The 18,187-nt window shown below is 61.6% G+C and carries 17 protein-coding genes; 7 read left to right on the top strand and 10 right to left on the bottom strand.

Going from position 1 to position 18,187, the window contains the following annotated elements; all coding sequences use genetic code 11:
- Positions 1–46: 46 nt before the first annotated feature.
- On the bottom strand, positions 47–328 hold the full coding sequence (locus D109_RS0105630; protein WP_017476062.1) for an HU family DNA-binding protein: 282 nt from the start codon (positions 326–328) through the stop codon (positions 47–49).
- Between the two features lie 397 nt (positions 329–725).
- Here D109_RS0105630 and yejK point away from each other — a divergent pair, with 397 nt between their 5' ends.
- Both yejK and D109_RS0105620 read left to right on the top strand, forming a co-directional pair.
- Positions 726–1,730: a nucleoid-associated protein YejK gene (yejK, locus tag D109_RS0105625; protein WP_003212745.1), complete on the top strand. Its 1,005-nt coding sequence runs from the start codon at positions 726–728 to the stop codon at positions 1,728–1,730.
- Complete coding sequence (locus D109_RS0105620; protein ID WP_017476061.1) at positions 1,730–2,092, top strand: glutaredoxin family protein; 363 nt, start codon at positions 1,730–1,732, stop codon at positions 2,090–2,092. Before yejK ends, D109_RS0105620 begins: the two co-directional genes overlap by 1 nt.
- A 122-nt stretch (positions 2,093–2,214) precedes the next feature.
- On the opposite strand, the gene D109_RS0105615 is transcribed toward D109_RS0105620, so the two are convergent.
- The 6 genes from D109_RS0105615 to D109_RS0105590 form a co-directional block, all read right to left on the bottom strand.
- Positions 2,215–4,455 carry a TonB-dependent receptor gene (locus D109_RS0105615; protein ID WP_017476060.1) on the bottom strand — a complete coding sequence of 747 codons (2,241 nt, stop codon included), beginning with the start codon at positions 4,453–4,455 and terminating at the stop codon, positions 2,215–2,217.
- Between the two features lie 273 nt (positions 4,456–4,728).
- Positions 4,729–5,718: a FecR family protein gene (locus tag D109_RS0105610; protein WP_017476059.1), complete on the bottom strand. Its 990-nt coding sequence runs from the start codon at positions 5,716–5,718 to the stop codon at positions 4,729–4,731.
- On the bottom strand, positions 5,715–6,278 hold the full coding sequence (locus D109_RS0105605) for an RNA polymerase sigma factor (protein WP_026077798.1): 564 nt from the start codon (positions 6,276–6,278) through the stop codon (positions 5,715–5,717). The genes D109_RS0105610 and D109_RS0105605 overlap by 4 nt, the downstream gene beginning before the upstream one ends.
- Positions 6,279–6,286: 8 nt before the next feature.
- Positions 6,287–6,613, bottom strand: coding sequence for a DUF3325 domain-containing protein (locus tag D109_RS0105600; protein ID WP_017476057.1), 327 nt, complete (start codon positions 6,611–6,613; stop codon positions 6,287–6,289).
- Entirely contained in the window at positions 6,614–8,188 is a 1,575-nt protein-coding gene (locus D109_RS0105595) for a PepSY domain-containing protein (protein ID WP_017476056.1), read from the bottom strand.
- The gene (locus D109_RS0105590) at positions 8,185–8,487 is read right to left on the bottom strand and encodes a DUF3649 domain-containing protein (RefSeq protein WP_017476055.1); all 303 of its coding nucleotides are present in this window, start codon (positions 8,485–8,487) and stop codon (positions 8,185–8,187) included. The genes D109_RS0105595 and D109_RS0105590 overlap by 4 nt, the downstream gene beginning before the upstream one ends.
- A gap of 159 nt (positions 8,488–8,646) precedes the next feature.
- Here D109_RS0105590 and D109_RS0105585 point away from each other — a divergent pair, with 159 nt between their 5' ends.
- The 3 genes from D109_RS0105585 (at position 8,647) to fecA (ending at position 12,509) form a co-directional block, all read left to right on the top strand.
- The gene (locus D109_RS0105585; RefSeq protein ID WP_017476054.1) at positions 8,647–9,135 is read left to right on the top strand and encodes a sigma-70 family RNA polymerase sigma factor; all 489 of its coding nucleotides are present in this window, start codon (positions 8,647–8,649) and stop codon (positions 9,133–9,135) included.
- Positions 9,132–10,073 (top strand): FecR domain-containing protein, encoded by a 942-nt coding sequence (locus D109_RS0105580; protein WP_017476053.1) that lies wholly within the window; start codon positions 9,132–9,134, stop codon positions 10,071–10,073. The genes D109_RS0105585 and D109_RS0105580 overlap by 4 nt, the downstream gene beginning before the upstream one ends.
- Positions 10,074–10,163: 90 nt before the next feature.
- Entirely contained in the window at positions 10,164–12,509 is a 2,346-nt protein-coding gene (gene fecA, locus D109_RS0105575; RefSeq protein WP_017476052.1) for a TonB-dependent Fe(3+) dicitrate receptor FecA, read from the top strand.
- Here fecA and D109_RS0105570 read toward each other — a convergent pair whose 3' ends face one another.
- Positions 12,510–13,382 carry a LysR family transcriptional regulator gene (locus D109_RS0105570; protein ID WP_017476051.1) on the bottom strand — a complete coding sequence of 291 codons (873 nt, stop codon included), beginning with the start codon at positions 13,380–13,382 and terminating at the stop codon, positions 12,510–12,512.
- Positions 13,383–13,486: 104 nt separating this feature from the next.
- Here D109_RS0105570 and D109_RS0105565 point away from each other — a divergent pair, with 104 nt between their 5' ends.
- Positions 13,487–14,995, top strand: a complete 1,509-nt coding sequence (locus D109_RS0105565; protein ID WP_017476050.1) for an MFS transporter — start codon at positions 13,487–13,489, stop codon at positions 14,993–14,995.
- 68 nt (positions 14,996–15,063) lie between these two features.
- On the opposite strand, the gene D109_RS0105560 is transcribed toward D109_RS0105565, so the two are convergent.
- Together D109_RS0105560 and D109_RS0105555 are read right to left on the bottom strand one after the other, a co-directional pair.
- The gene (locus tag D109_RS0105560; protein ID WP_017476049.1) at positions 15,064–15,474 is read right to left on the bottom strand and encodes an HPF/RaiA family ribosome-associated protein; all 411 of its coding nucleotides are present in this window, start codon (positions 15,472–15,474) and stop codon (positions 15,064–15,066) included.
- 211 nt (positions 15,475–15,685) lie between these two features.
- Positions 15,686–16,633: a LysR substrate-binding domain-containing protein gene (locus D109_RS0105555; RefSeq protein ID WP_017476048.1), complete on the bottom strand. Its 948-nt coding sequence runs from the start codon at positions 16,631–16,633 to the stop codon at positions 15,686–15,688.
- Positions 16,634–16,770: 137 nt separating this feature from the next.
- On the opposite strand from D109_RS0105555, the gene D109_RS0105550 reads away from it, so the two are divergent.
- Positions 16,771–18,147 (top strand): L-serine ammonia-lyase, encoded by a 1,377-nt coding sequence (locus tag D109_RS0105550; protein ID WP_017476047.1) that lies wholly within the window; start codon positions 16,771–16,773, stop codon positions 18,145–18,147.
- The last annotated feature ends 40 nt before the right edge of the window (positions 18,148–18,187 follow it).

Below are 18,187 nucleotides of genomic sequence, written 5' to 3'. Positions count from 1 at the left end.
AAACCGTGCCCGGATCGCTCCGGAGCACGGTTTTTTTTGCTGCGTCTTACTTGTTAACAGCGTCGGTCAGGCTTTTTGCCACAACCAGCTTGATAACTTTCTTGGCAGCGATTTCGATGGCAGCGCCAGTCGAAGGGTTACGGCCAGTACGGGCAGGACGCTCGGTCACTTTCAGTTTGCCAACGCCTGGCAGAGTGATTTCGCCGCCGTTTTCCAGCTGATCAGCAACGATCTGGCTCAGTTGTTCAATCACTGCACGCACTTGAACTTTGGTGGCGCCAGTGGATTCAGCCAGATCAGCGATCAGTTGGTCTTTAGTAATAGCCATTGTGGTGTTCCTTCCCTATCAAATTCATTTGGATTGCAGAGTGCAGTGTCAGCCATCGAGCCCTGCCATCAAGGCCTGGCACCCAAGGGCTATAACCACGAAGATCGGGGTTATAGATACCTGAAACCGGGTTTGGTTCGACCTGACAAATGCTGAATGCACGCTTAACGCCCAGACTGCGCGTAAGACGGGGCAAAACTAGCACAGAGACGGGGAAATATCCGCCTCAACATACCCATTTGGTCAGCTTTATCGCTCTAAACCGTGAAAAAAAGGCATATGGCCCGTCGGATAGCGCTCAAAACGCCCTCCGAACAGCGCCATCCCCAGCGGGTGCGGTACACTGGCGACTTTTTCCGGGAGCCCGACCACTCCCCTTCAACCAGCCGAGAAGCCCATGCCGATCCGTCATTGCATCGTCCACCTGATCGACAAAAAACCCGACGGCACCCCCGCAGTTCTCCACGCCCGCGACTCCGAGCTTGCCGAGTCGGCCGCGATCGAGAACATGCTTGCCGACCTCAACGAGAGCTACAACGCCAAACAAGGCAAGGCCTGGGGCTTTTTCCATGCCGAGTCCGGCGCGCACCCGTTCAGCGGCTGGTTGAAGGAGTATTTCGACGGCGGCAAGGATTTCACCGCGTTCAGCCGCATTGCGGTGGAACACCTGCAGAAGCTGATGGAGGAGTCCAACCTCTCCACCGGCGGCCACGTGCTGTTTGCCCACTATCAACAGGGCATGACCGATTACCTGGCGATCGCCCTGCTGCACCACAGTGAAGGCGTGGCAGTGACCGATCAGTTGGACGTGACGCCATCGCGCCACCTCGACCTGGGCCAACTGCACCTGGCCGCGCGGATCAACGTGTCCGAATGGCAGAACAACAAGCAGTCCAAGCAGTACATCTCCTTTATCAAGGGCAAGAATGGCAAGAAGGTCTCGGAGTACTTCCGCGACTTTATCGGCTGCCAGGAAGGTGTCGACGGCCCGGGCGAGACCCGCACCCTGCTCAAGGCCTTCAGTGACTTCGTCGAAAGCGAAGACTTGCCGGACGAGTCCGCCCGCGAGAAAACCAAGACCCTGGTGGACTACGCCAGCAGCCAGGCCAAGCTCGGCGAGCCAATGGGCCTGGAAGAGCTGTCTGGGTTGATCGATGAAGATCGGCCAAAAGCCTTCTACGATCACATCCGCAACAAGGACTACGGCCTGTCGCCGGAAATCCCGGCGGATAAACGCACCCTGAACCAGTTCCGTCGCTTCACCGGCCGCGCCGAAGGCTTGTCCATCAGCTTTGAAGCGCATCTGTTGGGCGACAAGATCGAATACGACGAAGCCGCCGGCACCTTGATCATCAAGGGCCTGCCGACCCAGCTGACCGACCAGCTCAAGCGTCGCAACTGATGCTGGGCGGGGTTCTGAAGAAAGTCCTGCTGGTGTTGCTGGTGGTGGTGGTTTTCCAGAACTGGGGCAAGATCGAGCGGCTGTTCAACCCCTCGCAGGTGGTGCCGGAACAGACACGCGCGGCGGCGCGCGTGGTGCTGTATTCCACCGAGTGGTGCGGCTACTGCAAGCAGATCCGGCGCTTTCTGGATTCCAAGGGGATTCCCTACCAGACGTTCGATATCGAGAAGGACGCCCAGGCGCGCAAGGCGTATGAGGCGCTGGGGGGCGGCGGGATTCCGTTTGTGGACGTGAATGGCACGCTGATTCGCGATTACAACCCTGAAGCGATCATGGCGGCCCTGAAGTCACTCACTCTGTAAAACACCGCAGATCAAATGTGGGAGCGGGCTTGCTCGCGAAAGCGGTGGGGCAGTCGCCAGATGTATTGACTGAACCACCGCATTCGCGAGCAAGCCCGCTCCCACATTGGGTTGCGTACAGATCAGAAATTGGCTTCCAGGGAAACCATCGCCGTACGCTCTTCACCCACGTTGTAATACGCCGAGCTGGCCGCCAGGCCATTCACCGGCGCCGAGTTGAACGACACGGTGCGTGCCGAGCTCAAGTATTCCTTATCAAACACGTTGAGCATCGAGAAGCGCAGCGCAGCCGATTTGAAGACCTTCTTGTCCACCGGCAGGTAGATACCGGCGTTGAGGTCGAACACGGTGCGCCCGGAGATTTTCTCGTTGTTGGTCAAATCGCCGTAGAACGCCCCGACATACTTGCCGGCAATGTTGCCGTAGTAGCGCTTGTCGTCGTAACCAAAGACCAGGTTGAGCATGTTTTCCGGCACGTTGGCCAACTGGTTGCCCTTGGTCGGCAATAACACGTTCTTGCTGACAAAGTCGTCCTGCTGCTCGGACTGGGTGTAGGTGTACGACGCGTAGTAGTTGAAGTTGTATGGCAGCAGGCCGCTCCACTCCAGCTCCAGGCCTTTGTTGGTCACATCACCGACGTTGGCCATCACATAGTCACCGTTCAAGTCGGTGGTCGACAGCTGACGATGCTTGAAGGTGATGTAGAACAGAGTGGCGCTCAAGGCCATTTTCTCTTCGGTGTAGCGCCAGCCCAGTTCCTGGTTCCAGCTCAGCTCGGGGTTGAGGCTGAGGGAGTCACCCTTGTTGTACAGCACGTAGTTCTGCGGGGTGCGCATGTTGCGGGTGACGTTGTAGAACGCCTGGTTGCTCTCATCGACCTGGTACTTGGCACTGAAGTTCGGCAGGAACTGGTGGTAACGGGCGTTACGCTTTTCCGGCTTGTCGTACAGACTGCCCAGGTTGTCGCCATCACGCTCGACGTACTGGTACGCCAGCCCGCCGACAAAACTCAGGTCTGGCGTGGCTTGCCAGCTGTCCTGCACCCACAGTTTCTGGGCCGGGGTCACGGTGTACTGGTGGCGGCCCTGGACGGTCTTGCCGTTCTTGTCGACCACCTGGCCGCCGCTGTTGTAATCCCCCCAGATGTCGTCCGGTGCACCTTCGCTGTTGATCCCGATATACGGCTGGGTCTGGCGCTGGCGAGCGCGCTCGTACCAGTAGCCGTAATCCAGGCTGTGTTCCTCGTTGATGTCCCATTTCATTTTGACCGTGACGCCAGGGCGCCAGGTTTCGGTCCACGACGGCCGGTAGTAGTTGGCCGACTGGAGGTTACCCAGGTCGTAGTTACCGGCCTTGTCGGACTTCGGCCCCAGGTTGGTCGCGGTCTGGCCGCTGAAACTGCCGCCGTTGCCCCAGTAGTAGTAAGGCGCAACCGTCAGGGCCAGGTCATCACGCAGGCGCCAGCGCTGGGTGAAGGTGGTCATGACACTTTCGAAGGGGTTGCGGTTGAGCTTGTAGGAAGACGACAGCAAGCCGTTTTTGTAGACAGGGGTTTCCGCGTAATCCAGGCGCCGCCCCTGTTGTTGGAACTGGGCCTTGCTCAGGGTGTTGTAGTTGTAGTTTTCCTGCTTGTTGTACTTCATGGTGAAGTTGCTGGAGTTGCCATTGTCGTCTTCGAACAGCGTGCTCCACTCCACCTTGTCACCGCGCACAGTGCCCTTGCCGCGCCACTTGTCGCCTTCGGTGTGAGAGGCCGAGACCCAGGTCTTGAAGCCGCCCAGGTCGCCGGTGTTGAGCCGTGCGAAGGACTTTGTCAGGTTGTTCGAGCCGATGGATTGTTTGACGAACAAGCCTGGCTCTTTGGTCGGCCGGATCGTGACCATGCCGATATTGCCGCCGCTGGAACCAATGTGCGGGCCGTCCGCTTCCGAGGAGCCCTGGGTGACAAACACTTCGCCGACGTTTTCCGGATCGCCCAACTGGTTGGCGTACACGCCATAGCTGCCGGAGTCGTTGATCGGCACGCCGTCCATGGAAACTCCGACTTGGTCGGAGTTCATGCCGCGCATGGTGAAACTTGTGCCGCTCATGCCGCTGGCGTCATCGTTGGATACGTTGATGCCCGGGGTGTACTTGAGCTTGTCGATGGCGTTGGCCGTCGGGGACATTTCGTCCATGGCTTCCTTGGTCACGGTGGACCGGGCCTTGGCACTTTCTTCCTGAATCATGTGGCCGGTGCCCAGGGTACGTTCGCCGGCGACGTGCACCGAACCGACATCCTGGGAGTCGTCTGCCAGAACCAGCGGCGCAAAGCCGCCCAGGCCCGATGCTAAAAGCAGGGCATAGAGTTTGTTGTAGGTCACGGGTAGATCCCTTACATGCATCTATCTGTTGTTATGGGGGAGGTATTGGCGGTTTTGGCTGGGTGAACAGCGCCGCCAATCTTCCTGACCACCTGCTCAGGAATCCGAGGATCATCCGTGCATCACGTAACGATTTGGTTACAGGTTTTGGCGATTGCGATGAAGGTTAAATGAAAGGTCTACGGACACCGATGTGCCGAGGCGTGGGGATCTTCGAGGAAGGAAGGTGCAAGTAATGACAGCGCTACGCTATTGCGGCGTAGCGCTCTGTACCTAGCGCAATACGATCATCCGACCGAGCAGCGTGTGCTGTTCAAACCCCAAGACGGCCTGCAGCGCATTGAGCACCGCCTGGGGATCCTTGCTTGGGAAACTGCCACTGACACGCCGAGCGCCGAGGTCCTCATTGAGCAGGAGAATACGACCGGGATAGTAGCGGCCGAGGTCTTGCACTACGTCGGCCAGGGGCGCCTTGTAGTAATTGAGCCAACCGTCGCGCCAAGCCAGGCGCGACTCGCTGTCGACCGCGTGCAGCTCATCGGCAACACCATCGGCGTAGGCCACTTGCTGGCCGGCCGTCAGAATCTGTTGCTGCCCATACTTGGATGGCGTAACGCCAACCCGGCCGGACAACACCGTCACCTGCGCACCCGCCGGTTGCAGGCGCACCTCAAACTGCGTGCCCAGCACCCGTGCTTCACCGCTGCCAGCTTCGACCACGAAGGACTCGCCCGTGTGGGTCACACTGAAAAATCCGGCGCCCCGCCGAAGTTGGATATGGCGCTCACCATGGCTGAAATCCACCGCAATGGCGCTGTCGGCGTCCAGGGTGACCTGACTTTGATCGGCCAACCTCACCGTCTTCACCTGACCCGGAGCGGTGACGTAATCCGCACCGAAATCATCGACCCAACGCGACGGCTGCCAGCCGGCGCCCATCGAAATCATCACAAGCAGGCAGGCGGCCATGGCCAGGGCGCCAGACCAGCGCCGCACGCTGGAGCGTTTCGAGGTATTCATCGCGCTCAAGTAACCCTGCAACGCCAGGGCATCCTCATCCGCCAACGCTCTGGCCGGTACTTCACTCAATTCCCACAGCACCTGGGCCTGGGCGTAGGCCTCGACATGCGCCGGATCGGCCCGCAGCCAATGGCTGAACGTGGCCTGGTCGCCACTGCTGGGCTGGTCGTGCAACAAACTCAGCCAGGCCAGTGCGGCCTGTTCCTGGTCGGGCGTCGGGGTGACGCGGGCAGTGGCGCTCACGGGGCTTTCCTTGGCGATGGTTCACGAAGGCTGGCCTTGCAGGCTTCGAGGGCACGCATCATATGTTTTTCCACGGCACTTTGGGACAGGCCCATGGCCTTGGCGATTTCCGCGTACTTGCGGCCATGGATGCGGTTGAGCAGGAAAATCTGCCGGGTGCGTTCCGGCAGGCTGCGCAGGGCCGCTTCGACATGGCGCAGATCATTGCCCGCCTCCAGCGCGGCCTGGGGCTCGGAGCCTTGGTTATCCTGCTGTTCCGGCAGCCACCCTTCACTGCTGCGCACCCGGGCGCCTTCGCTGCGCAGGTGGTCGATGGCGATATTGCCGGCGCAGCGCAGCAGGTAAGTGCTGAGTTCCTCGACCTGTACCAGTGGCCGGCGCCAGAAGCGCAGGAACAAATCCTGCACCAGGTCCGCCGCCGTCGCACGGCAACCCACCCGGCGACTGACCAACGCTTCCATCTGCGAACGCTGGGACAGGAACACCTGCAGGAAATGCGCACGGCCGCCTGCCGCGTCTGCGCTCTGCTCTTGATGTTCGGGAGGCGTGGAGATCATCAACGGTGGACTCAAAGGGTCGCGAAGGCCGCAACCGGACTGGCCAGCAGGCCGATGCCCGCCAGGATCAAGGCCAGCCTTGGCCGATACGGCAACAGCAACACCAGCAGCAACCCGCTGAGCATCAGCACCGCGCACCACTCCACCAGGCCCTGGCTCCAGCCGGTCGCGAGCACCGCCGGCCAGATCGAGACGATCAACAGCAACCAGCCGCCCACGCGCAAACCCAGGCGCCGACGGGGCGTGGGTTTACTGTGCAGCAGTTCGCCATGGTGCCGGTCCATGGACAGGCACAACGCGCTAAACCCTGCGTAACACAGCAGCAGCGCCAGGAGCATTCAGTTCACCTCGCCCTTGAGGGTCAGTGGCCGGGCACGTTCGGCCTTGGGCTGAGGGACACGGCGGTGCTGCATTTTCCACGCAGCCCAGGCGAGGAACACGCCGCTGCCCAGGCACGTCAGGTCGAAGCCGGCCATGGCCCAATCGCCGTTGGCCAGGGACACCCCCAAATGCTGGGACGTGGTCAGCGCGTTGAGCACCGGTACGCCAATAAACAGCAGCGCGCCCACGCTCAACTGCTCAACCCAGCCGCGGCGACCCTGACGGACAATCGCATGCACAACGCTCAAGCCCCAGGCAATAAAGAAGGCTTGTACTTCCCAGTCCGAGCGCCCGGCAAAGCTGGCCGGTAACAGGCGGTTGGCCCAGAAGAAGGCGGCGATGGCGATCATCACGCCGGACATGCTGGCGATATTCAGCACTTCCACCAACCGCAGTTCAAAGGGCATCACACCGGTTTTGGCGTGCTTGAGCTGACGCTTGCCCAGCCACATCACCAGCCCGGTACCGATCATCGCGGTGCCCGCGAGGCCGCAGATGAAATACAGCCAGCGCAATACCGGGCCGGCGAAGTGGCCCATGTGCAAACCGTAGAAGCTGCCACTAATTGCCGCCGGCAGCGACTGCTCGCCGCTGACCCGCAGCAGCTCGCCGGTGGTGCCGTTGAATGAGACGGTGCTGCCAAAGTCGTGCACCACTCGATCCGACCCGGCGCGGAATACATTGACCGAGGCGTTCACATCGCTGGGATTATTCACCACCAGCCGTCCGACATGCCCACCGGCCCATTGCTCACGCGCCTGCTCGTACATCGGCCCCAGCGGCAACAGCTGCCCGGGTTGGCCAAGGGCTGGCGCGTTGTCGGTGGCCGGGAACACATCATTGAAGAACGCACGGGTGTCGTTGCCGTAAGAGGCGAGAATGCTCGCCGGCATCACCATGCTCATGAAAATCACCAGGCTGCTGTAGGTGATCATCAAGTGAAATGGCAACACCAGCACGCCCACGGCGTTGTGCCCGTCGAGCCAGGAGCGCTGGCCTTTGCGCGGGCGGAAGGTGAAGAAGTCCTTGAAGATTTTCTTGTGGGTGATGATCCCGGTGATCAGCGCCACGAACATCACCATCGCGGCGATGGTCGACAGCCAGCGGCCCCACGGATAGGGCATTTGCAGCTGGAAGTGGAAGCGATAGAAGAATTCGCCGCCCATGCTTTCCCGGGCCTGGATCTGCTCGCCGCTGACGGGATCGATGAGTTTTTCGACGAAATTGCCGCGCTTGCCCGGGTCGACCTTGTCTTGCCACATCACCGACAGGCCCGGCTCCCGGCTGCTTGGCAAGGTGATAAACCAGCGCGCAGCATTGGGCGCCTGTTGTTGCAGATAGGTTTGGGCGGCGGCCAGGCTACGGGCGTTGTCGAGGGGATGCGCCTGCACTTCGGGCTGCATCCAATGGGTAATTTCGTCCTTGAAATAGGACAAGGTGCCCGTCAGGAAAATCGCAAACAGCAGCCAGCCAAAGATCAGCCCAGCCCAGGTGTGCAACCAGGCCATGGCCTGACGGAAGCCCTCTTTCATGTGCGTGCCATCCAGTATGTCAACCCGGCGAACGTGGCCAGCATCGCGCTGGGCAGCAACACACCGAACCAGGCACGCCAGGCGGTGCGGCAGGCAAAACACCAGATCACCGCCAGCAGATAGAACACAAACGAACTCAGCATGCCGCTGATCACTGCATCGGCGCGGCTGGTGGGCAACCAAAACGCCATGCACACGCTGGCCAGGGACGCCAGCAGGTAACCGCCGACCACAGCCGCCAGTACCCGCGAGGTCACGGCAAGACGGTAGGAAACGGGAAGTGAGGTTTTGCGTTTCATGCACAAGGCGCCAGGTTCGTCAGCGCGCAATATTAATGATAAAGGTTCTCATAAGCAAAAGAGAACGCATCACTGGCAATTGCCGAACCCGCCTACGCCCCCTACAATGCGAACAATTCTTGTTCTCTAAAGCATGCCCATGCTGCCGGAGTGTGCGCGTTGCAGCCGTCCAACACTGTCGAAGTCCTGTACCACGACCATCACCACTGGCTCACCGGCTGGTTGCGACGCAAGCTCGGCTGCCCGGAAAGCGCCGCCGACCTGGCCCAGGACACCTTCATTCGCGTGCTCAACGCACGGGAAACCCCGACGCTGATCGAACCCCGCGCCTTCCTCACCACCATCGCCAAACGTGTGCTGTTCAACCATTACCGCCGCCAGGACCTGGAGCGCGCCTACCTCGACGCCCTGGCGCAAATGCCCGAGTACGCGGCACCGTCGGAAGAAGAGCGGGCAATCATCCTGCAAACCCTGATGGAGCTGGACCAGTTGCTGGATGGCTTGGCGCCCCTGGTGAAACGCGCGTTCCTGCTGGCCCAGCTCGACGGCCTGACCTACGCGCAAATCGGCGCGGAACTGGGGATCTCCATCGCCACGGTCAAGCGCCACCTGAACAAAGCAGCGATGCGCTGCTACTTCGCCCTATGAATGTCTCAACGCAAGTCGCCGAACAAGCGGTGCACTGGCTGATGGAAATGCAGCAGGGCCCACTCAACCCGCGCAAACAGGCGGCCTGGCAACAATGGCTGGACGCCCACAGCGAACATCAGCGGGCCTGGGAGCACATCCAGCGAGTGAACCAGCGGTTGCGCGGGATGCCATCACCCCTGGCTCACGCGGCCTTGAATGCACCGAAATCCAACAGTCGCCGCCAGGCCCTGAAGCTGTTGCTGATACTCGGCGCCGGGTCGGCAGCGGCCTGGGGTTTGCGCCAGCAACATATCCTGCCGCCGTTGAGTGCCGACTACCGCAGCCCCATCGGCCAGCGGCGCACGTTCCAGCTGGCGGATGGCAGCCAGTTGCAGCTCAACACCGGCAGTGCGGTGGATGTGCATTTTGAGGGTCAGCAACGCTTGATCCGCCTGCTCGAAGGCGAAATCCAACTGACCGCCAAAACCGGCAACAGCCCGCTGCGGATCGTCACCGCCCAGGGCCTGCTCAGCGCCCAGGCGGCACGGCTGAACGTGCGGCAGTTCAATGATCACACCCAATTGGCAGTGCTCGACGGGCACGTCGACGTCATGCCCAACACCTATAGCGGTTTGCCGCTGTCCGTCGACAAGGCCCATCAGGTCAATTTCACGCGCAAAGGCTGGGACACCGCACGCCCCACCGATGCCGGCAGCGGTGCCTGGGCCGACGGTATGCTGGTGGCGGCCCACATGCGCCTGGAAGATTTCCTCGCCGAACTGAGCCGTTATCGCCGTGGCCAGCTCCATTGCGACCCGCAAGTGGCCAACCTGCTGATTTCCGGCAGCTACCCGCTGGACGACAGCGAGCGAATCCTGGACCTGCTGCAAGTCAGCCTGCCGGTCAAGGTCCGGCGATTTACCCGCTACTGGGTCACCGTCGAATCCCGCGCCTGAATTATTTTCAAAACCCGTGAGCCGTTTTCCGCACCTCGCGTGACAGAGAAGGAAAGCCACCTTGATCCTACCTTCTCAGGACCGCACTTCATGCCCCAGCAACCGACTCGCCTGACGCCCCTCGCCCGCACCCTGCGCCACTTGTTGTTGGGGGCCAGCCTCAGTTTCAGCACCCTGCCCTACGTAATGGCGGCCGATGCCAAGCCCTACCGCATCGCCCCTACGTCACTTGAAGCGGCGTTGAACCAATTTGGCCGTGAAGCCGGCGTGCTGATTTCATTTGGCTCCGATGTGACCGCCGGCGTGCAAAGCCACGGCCTGTCGGGCAACTACACCGCTGAAGAAGGCTTGAATGCGTTGCTCAAAGGCACCGGCCTGCAAGCCCGCGCCGAGGGCAACAACGCCTTCAGCCTGCAACCGGCGAATGCTCCGGCCACCCTCGAATTGGGCACCTCCAACGTGGTCGGCGACTGGCTGGGGGACGCGGCGCAAACCAACGTCTTCGAGCACCCGGGCGCCCGGGACGTGATCCGCCGCGAAGAATTCGAACGCCAGGGCGCCACCCAGGCCCGCGACGTGCTCAACCGCATTCCCGGGGTCAACGCCCCGGAAAACAACGGCACCGGCAGCCACGACATGGCGCTGAACTTCGGTATTCGCGGGCTCAACCCACGCCTGGCCTCGCGCTCCACCGTATTGATGGACGGTATCCCGGTGCCGTTTGCGCCGTATGGCCAGCCGCAGTTGTCGTTCGCGCCCATCAGCATGGGCAACATGGACGCGGTGGACGTGGTACGCGGCGGCGGCGCGGTGCGTTATGGCCCGCAGAACGTCGGCGGCATCGTCAACTTTGTCACCCGCGCGATTCCCGATGCGCCGACGGTGAAAGGCGGCCTGCAGACCGAAACCAGCCCGTCCTCCAGCCACGACGGCTTCAAGACCACCGGCAACCTGCTGGCCGGTGGCACCGCAGATAACGGCCTGGGCGGCGCGATCCTGTATTCCGGCACCCGTGGCGGTGACTGGCGCGAAAACAGCGACACCCGCATCGACGACCTGATCCTCAAGGGCAAGTACCAACTCGACGACGCCAACAGCTTCAACGCCATGGCGCAGTACTACGAAGGCAAGGCCGATATGCCCGGTGGCTTGAGCGCTGCCGCCTACAAGGCCGACCCGTACCAGTCCACCCGCCCCTACGACCAGTTCTGGGGGCGCCGCACGATGTTCAACGCCGGTTACCGCTACCAGGAAGATCGCCGGGAATTCACCGTCAACAGCTTCTTCACCACCACGCTGCGCAGCGGTTACCTGGACCAGGGCAACTTCCTCTCTCTGTCGCCTCGCGAGTACTGGGTACGCGGCCTGGAAACCCGCTTCGCCCAAGGCTTCGACCTCGGCCCCACCAGCCACGAAGTGGGCGTGGGCTACCGCTACATCAACGAAGCCGGCCACGAAATGCGCTACCGCACGCCAATTACCGCCAATCAGCAACTGCCCACCACCGACAGCCGCAACGACCGCGACACCCGGGGCAGCACCGAGGCCAATGCGTTCTTCGTCGACGACCGGATTGATATCGGCAAATGGACCATCACTCCGGGCATCCGCTACGAGATGATCGAGTCCCAGCAGACCAACAACCTCAGCAACGTCAAATACAAGGGTGACTACAACACCGCCCTGCCGGCGTTGAACGTGCTCTACCACCTGACGGACGACTGGAACCTCTACGCCAACACCGAAGGTTCGTTCGGCAGCGTGCAATACAGCCAGATGCCCAACCGCGTGACCAGCGGCGAAGTGAAGCCGGAAAAGGCCCGTACCTGGGAGCTCGGCACCCGTTACGACAACGGCACCCTGCGGGCCGAGATCGGTGCGTTCCTGATCAACTTCGACAACCAGTACGACAGCAACCAGACCAACGACACGGTGATTGCCCGTGGCGAAACCCGTCACCAGGGCATCGAGTCCAGCATCAACTATGCCCTCGACGGCTTGAGCCCGGCCCTGGCGGGTTTTGATGTGTACGCCACTTACGCCTACGTCGACGCCACCATCCGCGAAGACGGCCCGAACAAAGGCAACCGCGTGCCCTTCTCCTCCAAGCACAAAGGCACCCTGGGCGTGGGTTACACCGAAGGTCGCTGGAAGTTGAATGTGGACAGCAGCTACCAGAGCAGCCAGTTCGCCGACAACGCCAACACGGAAGCAGAAAGCGCCGACGGCAGCACCGGGCGCATCCCCGGCTACATGCTGTTCAGCAGCCGCGCGGCGTATGACTTTGGCCCGCAGCTGTCGGATTTGAACGTGGCGGTCGGTGTGAAAAACATCTTCAACAAGCAGTACTACACCCGCTCGTTTGACGATAACAACAAGGGCAAATACGTCGGCGAGCCACGCACGCTGTATGTGCAGACGTCCATCGCGTTCTGATCAGCTACCCGCCAGGCACGACGGTGTGCCGGCCACCAACGCGTCGATGGCGCACCGGGTCTTGGCCGGCATGTGCGTCGCCGTGGGCCAGATGACATGGATCGGCATCGGCTGCTCGCGGTGGTCCGGCAGTACCGCCTGCAGTTGCCCACGCAGTACGTAGTGGGCGATCAGCCAGCTGGGCAACCAGGCCAGGCCGACCCCAGCGATGGCGGCATCGGCCACGGCCTGCAGGTCATCGAGAATCAACGGCGAGTTCACCCGCTCCCGGTGCGGGGCATTGCAGCGGTAGGCAATGCCCCGGTGCCCGGCAAGGTTCGCGATGGAGTCGATCCGGGCTGTACGCTGCAAGTAAGCGGGTGACGCCGCCAGGGCGATGGCCTGTTCGCCCAGGCGCCGAGCGCTCAAGCGATCGGTGTCGGGCAATTCGCCGATGCGTACCGCCAGGTCGAAGCCTTCCTGGGCCAGGTCGATCAGTCGGTCGGAGAAGGAAATCTCGATCTCCAGTTGCGGGAAATGGTCCATCAGCCCCCACAACGCCGGCGCCGCATAATGGTGACCGAACGCCAAAGGCAGGCTGGCCCTTAACCGTCCGCGTGGCTGCTGACGGCCACTTTCCAGCACCGATTCGGCGGCTTCCAGTTCCGCCAGCGCGCGCAGGCAATGCTCGTAATAGGCCTGCCCGTCCTCAGTCAAACGCTGGCGCCGGGTGGAGCGTTGCAACAAGGACGTGCCCAACCGCGCCTCCAGGCGCGCCAGGCCTTTGCCCACCGCCGAGCGCGTGAGGTTCAGCCGCTCGGCGGCCTCCGTCAGATTGCCGCTCTCGACGATCTGCAAAAACAGTTCAACACCATCAAAACGCGGAGTGGCCATGGTCTTTTGTCGCCCCAAATTCCCTTATTGTAGGAAGAAGTATCACTAATAAAGAATCAGATTCCCGTGAAAATGACACCTTCCCCCATCGAAAGGAAGAGGCCATGTCATCCGACGCCGTTGTATCCGCCATCAATCCGCCGCGTACCGCCAGAGACGGCCTGGCGCTCACCGCCGTGTGCCTGGTGGCGCTGATGTTCGGGCTGGAGATTTCCAGCGTGCCGGTCATCCTGCCCACCCTCGAACAGCAACTGGGCACCGGCTTCCAGGACGCCCAATGGATCATGAATGCCTACACCCTGGCCTGCACCAGCGTGCTGATGGCGGCGGGCACATTGGCCGATCGCTTTGGCCGGCGGCGCATGCTGGTGCTGTGCCTGTGGGTATTCGGGCTGGCTTCGCTGGCTTGTGGGCTGGCGAACGATGCGTCCACGCTGATCGCGGCGCGTTTTGTCCAGGGCGTGGGTGGCGGGGCGATGATGATCTGCCAGTTCGCGATCCTGTCGCACCAGTTCCGCGAGCCGGCGGCGCGGGCGCGAGCCTTTGCGGTGTGGGGTGTGATCGCGGGTGTGGGCCTTGGCTTCGGGCCGATGGTGGGAGCGTTGATCCTGGCGGTCGCGGATTGGCGCTGGGTGTTCCTGGTGCATGTGCCGCTGACCTTGTTCACCTTGGTGCTGCTGCGCATCAGCGTGCAGGAGTCCCGCGACCCGGCGGCCCATCGCCTCGATATCGCCGGCATGGCCACCCTGACCCTGGCGGTGTTCGCCCTGGTTTACTTCATCACCAAGGGCACCGAGAGCGGCTTCGCCACCCCGGCGATGCTCGGTTGGGCCGGGTTGTCGATGGCCAGCCTGCTGTTATTCGTGGTTGTCGAACGGCGCAGCCCACATCCGATGTTCGATTTCTCGGTGTTTCGCATCCCGCGCTTCAACGGCGCGCTGATGGGCTCGATCGGCATGAACTTCAGTTTCTGGCCCTTCATGATCTACCTGCCGCTGTATTTCCAGGCCGGCCTGGGCTACGACACGATGCTCACCGGGCTCGCCCTGCTCGCCTATACCTTGCCCACGTTGGTGGTGCCGCCGCTGGCTGAACGCCTGGCCCTGCGCTGCGGAGCCGAACGCATCATTCCGTTGGGCCTGGGTCTGATGGGCGTGGGGTTTGTCGCCATGGCCGCGATCAACCATAGCGGCCAGCCCAGTGTGGTATTGATCCTGATCGCCTGTGGGATTGCCGGCAGCGGCTTGGCGTTTACCAACTCGCCCACCACCAACACCACCACCGGCTCAGTCTCACCCGACCGCGCGGGGATGGCCTCGGGCATCGACTTCAGTGCACGGCTGATCACACTCGCACTGAACATCGCGCTGATGGGGTTGGTGTTGATACTCGGGATCGCTCACTACCTGGTGGGCGTATTGCCCGACACCGCGCCATTGGCCACCCTCAGCCAGGACATCGCCGCCGGTAAGCTGGAAGTGTTGCCGCAGAGCCCGGTGATTGCCCAGGCCGCGCTGCGCAACGGTGCCGGTTGGGCCATGCTGTATGCGGGCTTGGGGGCGTGCGCACTGTCGGCCTTGAGCGCCTGTTTTTTCCGGCGCAGCCCGCGCTGACGCTTTAAACGAAAAACGGGCCTGCATCTGCAGGCCCGTTTTCAGTGGGGTTGAAAAAGTATCAGCTATCAGCCGTTAAGCGCAGCCTGTTCGTTTTCCAGGAATTCCTCTTCAAGCTCGGCCTCGTCGGCCTTGGTAGTGGGCAGGCTTTGACCCGCGGCGCGTGGTTTGCCGCGCAGTTTGCCGTACAGATGCTCCAGGGCATGCTCCAGCTTGGTAGCGGCGCCATCGATCGCCTGTTCCAGCGTATCGGCTTTATGGAGGACCGAAATCGGTTGATGGCCTTTTGGCCGTGCTTCCAGTCGGCAACTCAGATCGTGTGGACCGGGCTTGTCACCGTTCTCGTCCCGCAGGTAAACCTCGACGCGGGTCAGATCTTCTTCATAACGTTCGAGCGTGCTCTCAATGGTGGTACGTACCCACTCCTCCAGTCGGATGCTGCTTTCAATATGGTTATCGCTATTGACTTGGATTTGCATAGTTTTCCCTTATTTCAGCTAGCTCGCCGAAGGCCATTCCTGCTTCACCGGATGGGTGAAAACCATGACCTCCTGATTACACAATTGAGCAGACCGAGGAACATTTCAACCCCTTTGCAAAGATAAATCCCACATTACAAATTAACCCTGACTACAACCAAAAACGCTGTTAGGGTGGGGAGTTGGTTACATCTTCTTACCGCCAACTTCCTTACCGTTGCCCCTCTCCCAAGGGGTGCAATCCGCGAAAAATCTCCGCTTCCTCCACCAGCCAGTCATGCACTGCCCGCACGCCCGGATGGCTCAGCGCCCCTGGTGCGTACAGCAGCACATAACGTTTGTGATTGGGTACGGCGAGGCCGAACGGCACGATCAAGGTGCCGCGCTCCAGTTCGTCATTGAGCAAGGTTCGCCGGGCAATCGCCACGCCCATGCCGGCAATCGCCGCCTCGATGGTCAGGTGGTTGCGGTTGAAGGTATGCCCGCGCCGTACGTCGGCGGCGTCGTAGCCGATGGCATTCAAGTAGAACTCCCACTCCGCGTACTCATAACTCCCACGCCAGGCGGTAATGTCGTGCAGCAGCGGGAAATGCACTAGGTCGGCGGGGCCATGCAGCGGCGGTCGCCCGCGCAACAGGCTCGGTGCGCACACCGGGAAGATCTGCTCGTCCAGCAAGGCTGTGGATAACAATCCAGGGTAGCTGCCATCGTTCAGGTCGATGGCCAGGTCAAAGTCGCCCTCATGCAGGGCAACGCTGCTGTCTTCGGCGACCATGCGCAGCTGGATATCCGGGAACCGCTGCTGCAAACGTGGCAAGCGCGGGGTCAGCCATTTGCCGAGAAACGACGGGATCGAGCGCAAGCGCAAGGTGCCGCTGATCATCCCGGCATCCAGGCGCTGCAACTCGGCATCGATGCTGCCATAAGCCTCGCCCACGGTGATCGCCAGCCGCTGGCCTTCTGCGCTCAGCTCAACCCCGCGCGCCCGTCGATGGAACAGGCGAAAGCCCAGCCGCTCCTCCAACTGGCGTATTTGCTGGCTGACCGCGCCCGGGGTGATGTGCAGTTCCTCGGCGCAGCGGGTGAACGACAAATGCCGAGCCGCGCAGGAAAAAACGTGCAGCCAGACGTAAGTCTGGCCATGAAGCGGGCGAGCCATAGGGTTTAGTCCTGCTAAAGGGTGTCTTAGGATAATTCGTTGGTCAGTGCTGATCCAGAGGCTCAGTATCGCGCCAATTCCGCTTGTCCTACAAAAGATGGCAGCGATTCCTACTCCATTGCTTGTAAGGGTTTAGCATGGCTATCAGTGTTTTCGATCTATTCAAAGTGGGCATTGGGCCTTCCAGCTCCCATACCGTCGGCCCGATGCGGGCAGCGGCGACCTTCGTTCAGGCGCTGACCGACCAGCAATTGCTCGACGAAACCCGTCGCGTCGAAGTGCGTTTGTATGGCTCGCTGTCCGCCACCGGCGTCGGCCACGCCACCGACCGCGCCTGTGTGATGGGCCTGATGGGCGAATGGCCAGACAGCATCGACCCCACCAGCATCGGCCCACGCATCCAACAGCTGCGGGAGTCCGGTCAATTGCTGCTCGGCGGCCGCAGGCCGATTGCCTTCAACTGGCAACACGACCTCCTGCTGCTGGACGAAAGCCTGCCCTACCACCCCAACGCTATGTCCCTGCATGCCTACGGCGAAAACGGCCTGTTGAGCGAACAGACCTACTACTCGGTGGGCGGCGGTTTCATCATCGAAGCGGCGGAAGCCGAATCCGGCATTGCGCCGGCCAGCGAAGTGCAATTGCCTTACGACTTCTCCAGCGCCGTCGAACTGCTGGCCTTGTGCAACAAGCACGGACTGCGGGTTTCCGAATTGATGATGGCCAACGAACGGGCCTGGCGCAGTGACGCCGAGATCCGCAGCGGCCTGCTGCATATCTGGTCGGTGATGCGCGAATGCGTCGAACAAGGCCTGCGCCACGAAGGCATCTTGCCCGGTGGCCTGGACGTGCCACGGCGCGCCGCGAAACTGCACCGCAGCCTGTTGGAAATCGGTAAACCCAACGTCATCACGTCAACCTTGTCGGCCATGGAATGGGTCAACCTGTTCGCCCTCGCCGTCAACGAAGAAAACGCTGCCGGCGGGCGCATGGTGACGGCACCGACCAATGGCGCGGCGGGGATTATCCCGGCAGTGCTGCACTACTACATGAAGTTCAACCCGGATGCGTCCGACGATGACGTGGTGAATTTCTTCCTCGCCGCGGCCGCCGTCGGCATCCTCTGCAAGAAAAACGCCTCGATCTCCGGCGCCGAAGTCGGTTGCCAGGGCGAAGTCGGCTCGGCCTGCGCCATGGCCGCCGCGGGCCTGGCCGACATACTCGGCGCGTCTGCGGAACAACTGGAAAACGCCGCCGAAATCGGCCTGGAGCATAACCTCGGCCTGACCTGCGACCCGGTTGGCGGGCTGGTGCAGGTGCCGTGCATCGAGCGCAACGCCATCGCGGCGGTCAAGGCGATCAACGCCACGCAAATGGCCCTGCGCGGCGACGGCAAACACTTCATCTCCCTGGACCGGGTGATCCGCACCATGCGCGACACCGGCGCCGACATGCACGACAAATACAAAGAAACTTCACGGGGCGGCCTGGCCGTCAGCTGGGTGGAGTGCTGAGGAGCATTCCCTGATCGCCCCAACGTGAGCCCGCGCAAAA

The organism is Pseudomonas sp. PAMC 26793, assembly GCF_000313235.1.
GTDB lineage: Bacteria > Pseudomonadota > Gammaproteobacteria > Pseudomonadales > Pseudomonadaceae > Aquipseudomonas > Aquipseudomonas yamanorum.
The sequence above is the reverse complement of the archived record's forward strand: the minus strand, read 5'-3'. Positions and strand labels throughout refer to the sequence as shown.

Bases quoted from the DNA above. Each gene is read 5' to 3' on its own strand.
- D109_RS0105630 (WP_017476062.1), bottom strand. From the start codon at position 328: ATGGCTATTACTAAAGACCAACTGATCGCTGATCTGGCTGAATCCACT.
- yejK (WP_003212745.1), top strand. From the start codon at position 726: ATGCCGATCCGTCATTGCATCGTCCACCTGATCGACAAAAAACCCGAC.
- D109_RS0105620 (WP_017476061.1), top strand. From the start codon at position 1,730: ATGCTGGGCGGGGTTCTGAAGAAAGTCCTGCTGGTGTTGCTGGTGGTG.
- D109_RS0105600 (WP_017476057.1), bottom strand. From the start codon at position 6,613: ATGCTCCTGGCGCTGCTGCTGTGTTACGCAGGGTTTAGCGCGTTGTGC.
- D109_RS0105595 (WP_017476056.1), bottom strand. From the start codon at position 8,188: ATGAAAGAGGGCTTCCGTCAGGCCATGGCCTGGTTGCACACCTGGGCT.
- D109_RS0105590 (WP_017476055.1), bottom strand. From the start codon at position 8,487: ATGAAACGCAAAACCTCACTTCCCGTTTCCTACCGTCTTGCCGTGACC.
- D109_RS0105580 (WP_017476053.1), top strand. From the start codon at position 9,132: ATGAATGTCTCAACGCAAGTCGCCGAACAAGCGGTGCACTGGCTGATG.
- fecA (WP_017476052.1), top strand. From the start codon at position 10,164: ATGCCCCAGCAACCGACTCGCCTGACGCCCCTCGCCCGCACCCTGCGC.
- D109_RS0105570 (WP_017476051.1), bottom strand. From the start codon at position 13,382: ATGGCCACTCCGCGTTTTGATGGTGTTGAACTGTTTTTGCAGATCGTC.
- D109_RS0105565 (WP_017476050.1), top strand. From the start codon at position 13,487: ATGTCATCCGACGCCGTTGTATCCGCCATCAATCCGCCGCGTACCGCC.
- D109_RS0105560 (WP_017476049.1), bottom strand. From the start codon at position 15,474: ATGCAAATCCAAGTCAATAGCGATAACCATATTGAAAGCAGCATCCGA.
- D109_RS0105555 (WP_017476048.1), bottom strand. From the start codon at position 16,633: ATGGCTCGCCCGCTTCATGGCCAGACTTACGTCTGGCTGCACGTTTTT.
- D109_RS0105550 (WP_017476047.1), top strand. From the start codon at position 16,771: ATGGCTATCAGTGTTTTCGATCTATTCAAAGTGGGCATTGGGCCTTCC.